Source organism: Kitasatospora sp. NPDC007106 (genome assembly GCF_040634455.1).
GTDB lineage: Bacteria > Actinomycetota > Actinomycetes > Streptomycetales > Streptomycetaceae > Kitasatospora > Kitasatospora arboriphila.
Genome location: NZ_JBEYFP010000334.1, coordinates 1 through 6,430, shown reverse-complemented (window position 1 = coordinate 6,430; position 6,430 = coordinate 1). Strand labels below are relative to the sequence as shown.

4 protein-coding genes are annotated in these 6,430 nt (G+C 71.4%); 1 reads left to right on the top strand and 3 read right to left on the bottom strand.

All coding sequences use genetic code 11. The features are described 5' to 3' along the window. Positions 1 to 67: 67 nt before the first annotated feature. Positions 68 to 2,176: a DNA topoisomerase IV subunit B gene (locus ABZ641_RS22540; RefSeq protein ID WP_359984318.1), complete on the bottom strand. Its 2,109-nt coding sequence runs from the start codon at positions 2,174 to 2,176 to the stop codon at positions 68 to 70. A gap of 494 nt (positions 2,177 to 2,670) precedes the next feature. Here ABZ641_RS22540 and ABZ641_RS22535 point away from each other — a divergent pair, with 494 nt between their 5' ends. Next, positions 2,671 to 2,901, top strand: coding sequence for a hypothetical protein (locus tag ABZ641_RS22535; RefSeq protein WP_344623258.1), 231 nt, complete (start codon positions 2,671 to 2,673; stop codon positions 2,899 to 2,901). Positions 2,902 to 3,115: 214 nt separating this feature from the next. Here ABZ641_RS22535 and ABZ641_RS22530 read toward each other — a convergent pair whose 3' ends face one another. Both ABZ641_RS22530 and ABZ641_RS22525 read right to left on the bottom strand, forming a co-directional pair. Then, entirely contained in the window at positions 3,116 to 4,030 is a 915-nt protein-coding gene (locus tag ABZ641_RS22530; RefSeq protein ID WP_344623257.1) for a serine protease, read from the bottom strand. Between the two features lie 256 nt (positions 4,031 to 4,286). Further along, positions 4,287 to 5,921: an RNA polymerase sigma factor gene (locus tag ABZ641_RS22525; protein WP_359984313.1), complete on the bottom strand. Its 1,635-nt coding sequence runs from the start codon at positions 5,919 to 5,921 to the stop codon at positions 4,287 to 4,289. Between the last annotated feature and the right edge of the window lie 509 nt (positions 5,922 to 6,430).

Below are 6,430 nucleotides of genomic sequence, written 5' to 3'. Positions count from 1 at the left end.
CTCCACCCGCGGGTGGAGAACCCCCGGCACGACGGGGCGCGGACCCTGGACCGGGCCGGTGGCCGGCTCAGGCGTCAATGCGCGAGCGGTCCAGGGTCGCCGCGGAGTCCACGATGAACTCCTTGCGCGGGGCCACGTCGTTGCCCATCAGCAGGTCGAAGGTCTTCTCCGCCGCCTCCAGGTCGCCGAGGTTGATCCGGCGCAGGATGCGGTGGCGCGGGTCCATGGTGGTCTCCGCCAGCTGGTCCGCGTCCATCTCGCCGAGGCCCTTGTACCGCTGCACCGGGTCCTTCCAGCGCAGCCCCTTGGACTGGAACTCCAGCAGGGTGCGGCGCAGTTCGGCGTCCGAGTAGGTGTAGTGGTACTTGCCCTGGCCGCGCTTGGGGTTGGTGAGCTCGATCCGGTGCAGCGGCGGCACCGCGGCGAACACCCGGCCCTGCTCGACCATCGGCCGCATGTACCGCTGGAAGAGCGTCAGCAGCAGGCAGCGGATGTGCGAGCCGTCGACGTCGGCGTCGGCCATGAAGATGACCCGGCCGTAGCGGGCCTGGTCGATGTCGAAGGTGCGGCCGGAGCCCGCTCCTATGACCTGGATGATCGAGGCGCACTCGGCGTTCTTGAGCATGTCGGCCACCGAGGCCTTCTGCACGTTCAGGATCTTGCCGCGGATCGGCAGCAGCGCCTGGAACTCGGAGTTGCGCGCCAGCTTGGCGGTGCCGAGCGCCGAGTCGCCCTCGACGATGAACAGCTCGCTGCGGTCGACGTCGTCGCTGCGGCAGTCGGCGAGCTTCGCCGGCAGCGAGGAGGTCTCCAGCGCCGTCTTCCGGCGCTGCGCCTCCTTGTGCTGCCGGGCGGCGACCCGGGTGCGGGCGGCCGCGACGACCTTCTCCAGGACGGCCCGGGCCTGGAGCTTCTCGTCCTTCTTGGCGGAGGTGAGGAAGGCCTTCAGCTCCTTGGCGACCACGGCGGCGACGATCCGGTTGGCCGCCGAGGTGCCGAGCACCTCCTTGGTCTGGCCCTCGAACTGCGGCTCGGCGAGCCGGACGGTGACCACCGCGGTGAGGCCCTCCAGGGCGTCGTCCTTGGAGATGTCGTCCTCGGCGACGCGCAGCAGCTTGGCGCTGCGCAGCACCTCGTTGACGGTCTTGGCGAGGGAGCGCTCGAAGCCGGTGACGTGGGTGCCGCCCTTGGGGGTGGCGATGATGTTGACGAAGGAGCGCATCGTGCTGTCGTAGCCGGCGCCCCAGCGCAGCGCGATGTCCACGCCGAGGTGGCGGGTGACCTCGGTCGGGGTCATGTGGCCGAGCTCGTCCAGGACGGGCACGGTCTCCTTGAAGTTGCCCTCGCCGTGCAGCCGCAGCACGTCGCAGATCGGCTTGTCGGGGGCGAGGAACTCGCAGAACTCGGCGATGCCTCCGTCGAAGCGGAAGGTCGTCTCGTCGACGGCCTCGCTCTCCGTCCGCCGCTCGTCACGCACGACGATCGTCAGGCCGGGGACGAGGAAGGCCGTCTGCCGGGCGCGGGCGTGCAGGCTCTCCAGGGAGAGCCGGGCGTCCTTGAGGAAGATCTGCCGGTCGGCCCAGTAGCGGATCCGGGTGCCGGTGCGGCCGCGCGGGGCCTTCCCCTTCTTGGTGAGGCCGCTGGCCGCCTCGAAGGGGGCGTCCGGGGAGAGCTCGGTGAAGTGGCCGGGGGTGCCGCGTCGGAAGCTGATCGCGTGGGTGTGGCCGCTGCGGTCGACCTCCACGTCCAGGCGGGCGGAGAGCGCGTTGACGACCGAGGCGCCGACGCCGTGCAGACCGCCGGAGGCCGCGTAGGAGCCGCCGCCGAACTTGCCGCCGGCGTGCAGCTTGGTCATGACGACCTCGACGCCGGACAGGCCGGTCTTCGGCTCGACGTCGACCGGGATGCCGCGGCCGTTGTCGCGGACCTCGACCGAACCGTCCTCGTGCAGCAGCACCTCGATCCGGTCGCAGAAGCCGCCGAGGGCCTCGTCGACCGAGTTGTCGATGATCTCCCACAGGCAGTGCATCAGACCGCGACTGTCGGTGGACCCGATGTACATGCCCGGCCGCTTGCGGACGGCCTCCAGGCCCTCGAGGACGAGCAGGTGCCGAGCGGTGTAGTTGGAACCGTCGTCTTTGGCCAGCAGGGCGGACGGCACTGATTCGGCACTCATGCGGCGTTGCACTCCTCAATGAAGTTCTCTGACTCGTCTGCGTGGGCGCCCTCTTGCCCCCGGCCCGCTCTCACAGGGCGAGACGGCGGGGTGTGGCGCCCGTCGCAGCCTGTACGCGCTGCGCGAACACGACCTTGGCCGGGCACCGGCGCCCCGGGGCGCCATCTCCTCCTGCCACCACGGTTCCTGGCGGACCGTGGCACCGGGCGCAGGCGGCGGAGCTGCTGCGATGCAGGCTACCGGTGCTCGGGACGGGGCTTATGCTCCAACCCAGCAGAGGATTATGCTACGCGGACCTCGGACATCGCCTCGATCGGGCGTTCGAGGAGGGGTGGCCGCCACGGGAATCGGCACGCATGAACCGCCGGGCCCCGGGGCACGTCCTCATCAACAAGCAGAATCCTCAGAGAAGAAAAGCCACGAGCGGGAACGAAATCGACCTGGTTGGATGTTGACCCTGGTACGACAGCTCGTCGAGCTAGAGAAGAGGCGACGTGACTACTGTTCTGACCCCTGCGAGCCCGCTCACCGCGGCTGACCGCTGCGACCGTTGCGGCGCCCAGGCCTACCTGCGCGTCGTCCTCGCAAGCGGCGGAGAGCTGCTCTTCTGCGCCCACCACGGCCGGAAGTTCGAGCCCGAGCTCAAGAAGATCTCTGTGGAGATACAGGACGAGACGGGTCGTCTGGGCACGACGCCCTCGACGGCCTCCGACAACGAGCGCTGACCGCAGCGCTCCATCGGCGAGCCGGGTCCACCCGGGGCACGGGGCCGGGCGGCAGGTCGAAAGGCCTGCCGCCCGGCCCTTTTGCACACCCTCGTGCGCGCCTGCGCGCACACCCGGCGTCGCGTTCCGTGAGGGCGCACCCACGCAGCGGCACGGCCTGCGCACGGACTGCCACCGGCCGCAGGCGGACTGACACCGCGTCGGACGGTGACCGTCAGAGTGCGGAGCGCACATCGTCCGCCACCGCGGCGAGCCGGGTATAGACCCCCGGGTGCGTCGCCTCCGCGCAGCCCGTCCCCCAGGACACCAGCCCGACCAGCCGCCCGGCCACCACCAGCGGCCCGCCGCTGTCGCCCTGGCACGCGTCCCGCCCGCCCTGCTCGGCACCGGCGCACACCATGACCCGCGCGTCGTAGGGACTGTCCCCACCCGCGGGGTAGGCGCGCGAACACACCTCGTCGGAGACCACCGGCACCTCGACCGACCGCAGCGTCGGCGAGTAGCTGCCGTTCCCGCGGGTGTCGCCCCAGCCGTAGACCCGCGCCTCGGTGCCCGCGGCGTACGGCTCGGTCTCGCCCTGGGCGACCATGCCGATCACCGGCCGGCCGGCCTGCGGCTCGGCCAGGGTGAGCACCGCCACGTCCCGCAGGTTGCGGGTGAAGTCGTACCCGGGATCGATCCACACGTTGCGCACGGTGACCTCCCGGCCGTCCCGGTCGCGCAGGTCGTCACGGCCGATCACGGCCTGCAGCCCCGGCCGGTCCGCACGGTGGCCCGTCCGCTCGTCGTAGAAGCAGTGCGCGGCGGTGACCACCTTGGTGGCCGAGACCAGCACGCCGCCGCAGAACTGCCCGGAGCGGCTGCTGCCGAACTGCTGGCGGCTGGCGACGGCGACCATCCACGGGTGGTCGGAGGTGGAGGAGGCCGTACCGCCGACGATCCGGCGCTGCGCCGCGGCGGGGCCGGCCGCACCGAGCACCGCCAGCGATGCGGGGAGCGTGGCGAGCAGCGCCACCGCCACCGCCCGGCGGGTTCGGCGGCCGCCGGCACGGGCCGCGGCCGTCCGTCCGGGGTCGCTGCGGGGATCAAGGGGGCGGGGCCGGATGGCGGGGACGTCCAGGGAGGGCACCGGATCTCCAAGCTGGCTCGACGACGGACAACCGGCACAGCGTATTCGAGCCGTTACCCAACGTGGCGTCACCTTGCGTGCGGCCACCCGTACGAGGGACACCGGCGGTGCGGCCGGGCGGTGCGGCTCGCCCGGCCGGGCGGTGCGGCTCCCCCGGCCGTAGGGAGAGTGGGCCCGGGCGTGCCGAAGGGCCCGGAGCGTGGTGCTCCGGGCCCTTCGGGCCTGTCTCGTCGCCGGGCCGCCGTGGCCCCGGGGATCAGTCCAGGTAGTCGCGCAGGACCTGCGAACGCGACGGGTGCCGCAGCTTCGACATGGTCTTCGACTCGATCTGGCGGATGCGCTCACGGGTGACGCCGTAGACCTTGCCGATCTCGTCCAGCGTCTTCGGCTGACCGTCCGTCAGGCCGAAGCGCATCGAGACGACGCCGGCCTCACGCTCGGACAGGGTGTCGAGCACGGAGTGCAGCTGCTCCTGGAGCAGGGTGAAGGAGACCGCGTCGGCCGGGACGACCGCCTCGGAGTCCTCGATCAGGTCACCGAACTCGCTGTCGCCGTCCTCGCCGAGCGGGGTGTGCAGCGAGATCGGCTCGCGGCCGTACTTCTGGACCTCGATGACCTTCTCGGGGGTCATGTCGAGTTCCTTGGCCAGCTCCTCCGGGGTGGGCTCGCGGCCCAGGTCCTGGAGCATCTGGCGCTGGACGCGGGCCAGCTTGTTGATGACCTCGACCATGTGCACCGGGATGCGGATGGTGCGGGCCTGGTCGGCCATGGCGCGGGTGATCGCCTGGCGGATCCACCACGTGGCGTAGGTCGAGAACTTGTAGCCCTTGGTGTAGTCGAACTTCTCGACCGCACGGATCAGACCGAGGTTGCCCTCCTGGATGAGGTCCAGGAAGAGCATGCCGCGGCCGGTGTAACGCTTGGCCAGCGAGACCACCAGGCGGAGGTTGGCCTCCAGCAGGTGGTTCTTGGCCCGGCGGCCGTCCTCGGCGATGATCTCCAGCTCGCGCTTGAGCTTCGGGGCGAGCTTGTCGGCCTGGCTCAGCTTGTCCTCGGCGAACAGGCCGGCCTCGATGCGCTTGGCGAGCTCGACCTCCTGCTCGGCGTTGAGCAGCGGGACCTTGCCGATCTGCTTGAGGTAGTCCTTGACCGGGTCGGCGGTGGCACCGGCGACGGCGACCTGCTGGGCCGGCGCGTCGTCCTCGTCGTCGTCGGAGAGGACGAAGCCCTCCGACTCCTCCTCGGGCTCGCCCTCGGCCTTGTCGCCGGGGAGCGCCACCTCTTCGAGCAGCTCCTCCTCGCCGATGGCCTCCTCCTCGCCGGCCTTGCCGGTCTTGGAGGCGGTGGTCTTCTTGGCGGCGGTCTTCTTGGCGGGCGCGGCGGTCTTCTTGGCCGCGGCCTTCTTCGCCGGGGCGGCGGCCTTCTTCGCGGCGGCCTTCGCCTCGACGGCCTCGACGGAACCGGACCCGATCACGGTGGTCTCCGCGGCGACCGCGGCCACCACGGCCGGGGCGGCCACGGGAGCGGCCGGCGTGGCGGCCGGTGCGATGCGCACCGGCGGCTTGGCCGGGGCGGCCGGGGTCCGAGTGGTGACCGTCTTGGTCGCGGTGCGCTTGGTGGTGCTCTTGGCCGCGACGCTCTTGCGCTTGGAGCCGGCCGGTTCGGCCGCACTGACCATGAGGTCCACTCCTTCCTCAATCAGCACCTGGTTGAGGCTGCGCATGACGTTCTTCCACTTGGTGACCGGGATCTGGTCCGCCTCGAACGCCTGACGCACGTCGTCACCGGCGATCTGCCCCTGGGCCTTGCCCCGCTCGATGAGCGCGAGCAGTGCTGCGGACTCGGCGATCTCGGGGGGGAGCGAACGGGATGTGCTGGCCGACACGAACAACCTCTCGGACGATGAGTGGACTCGAACCCGTACCCGACCGTACGAGAGGACGGGGGACGATCACGCACGATCACGTGCGGGGTCGACTCCGACCGGCTCGGACTTGAGGACGAGGACTGGGTTTGCGGGACGGCAGCAGCGCCGCAGACCAACACAGCATTCTGACATGGTGGTGGTATTCCGGAGCTGCTTCCGCTCCGTACACATCGCTGCCACCCCTCAAGTGTTACGCATCCCGTTCGTGGCGCGGGTCACACCACCGGCGGAACCGCCGCGGACCCCCTGCGGCCTCGGGCGGAACGGCCCTCGACACCGGGCGACACGGCCCTCCGGCCGCCCCGGGGGACGGGGCTCGGGCGGCGGAAGGGCCGTGCGGCATCGGTGCTGCGGGGCACTGCGGGGCACTGCGGGGTGCTGCGGGGCGGTGCAGGTCGGTGCGGCCGTGCGGGCACCGGGCGGTGCAGGTCGGTGCGGCCGTGCGGGCACCGGGCGGTGCAGGTCGGTGCGGC

Excerpts from the sequence above, each read along its gene's own strand:
- ABZ641_RS22540 (WP_359984318.1), bottom strand. The coding sequence starts at position 2,176 with ATGAGTGCCGAATCAGTGCCGTCCGCCCTGCTGGCCAAAGACGACGGT.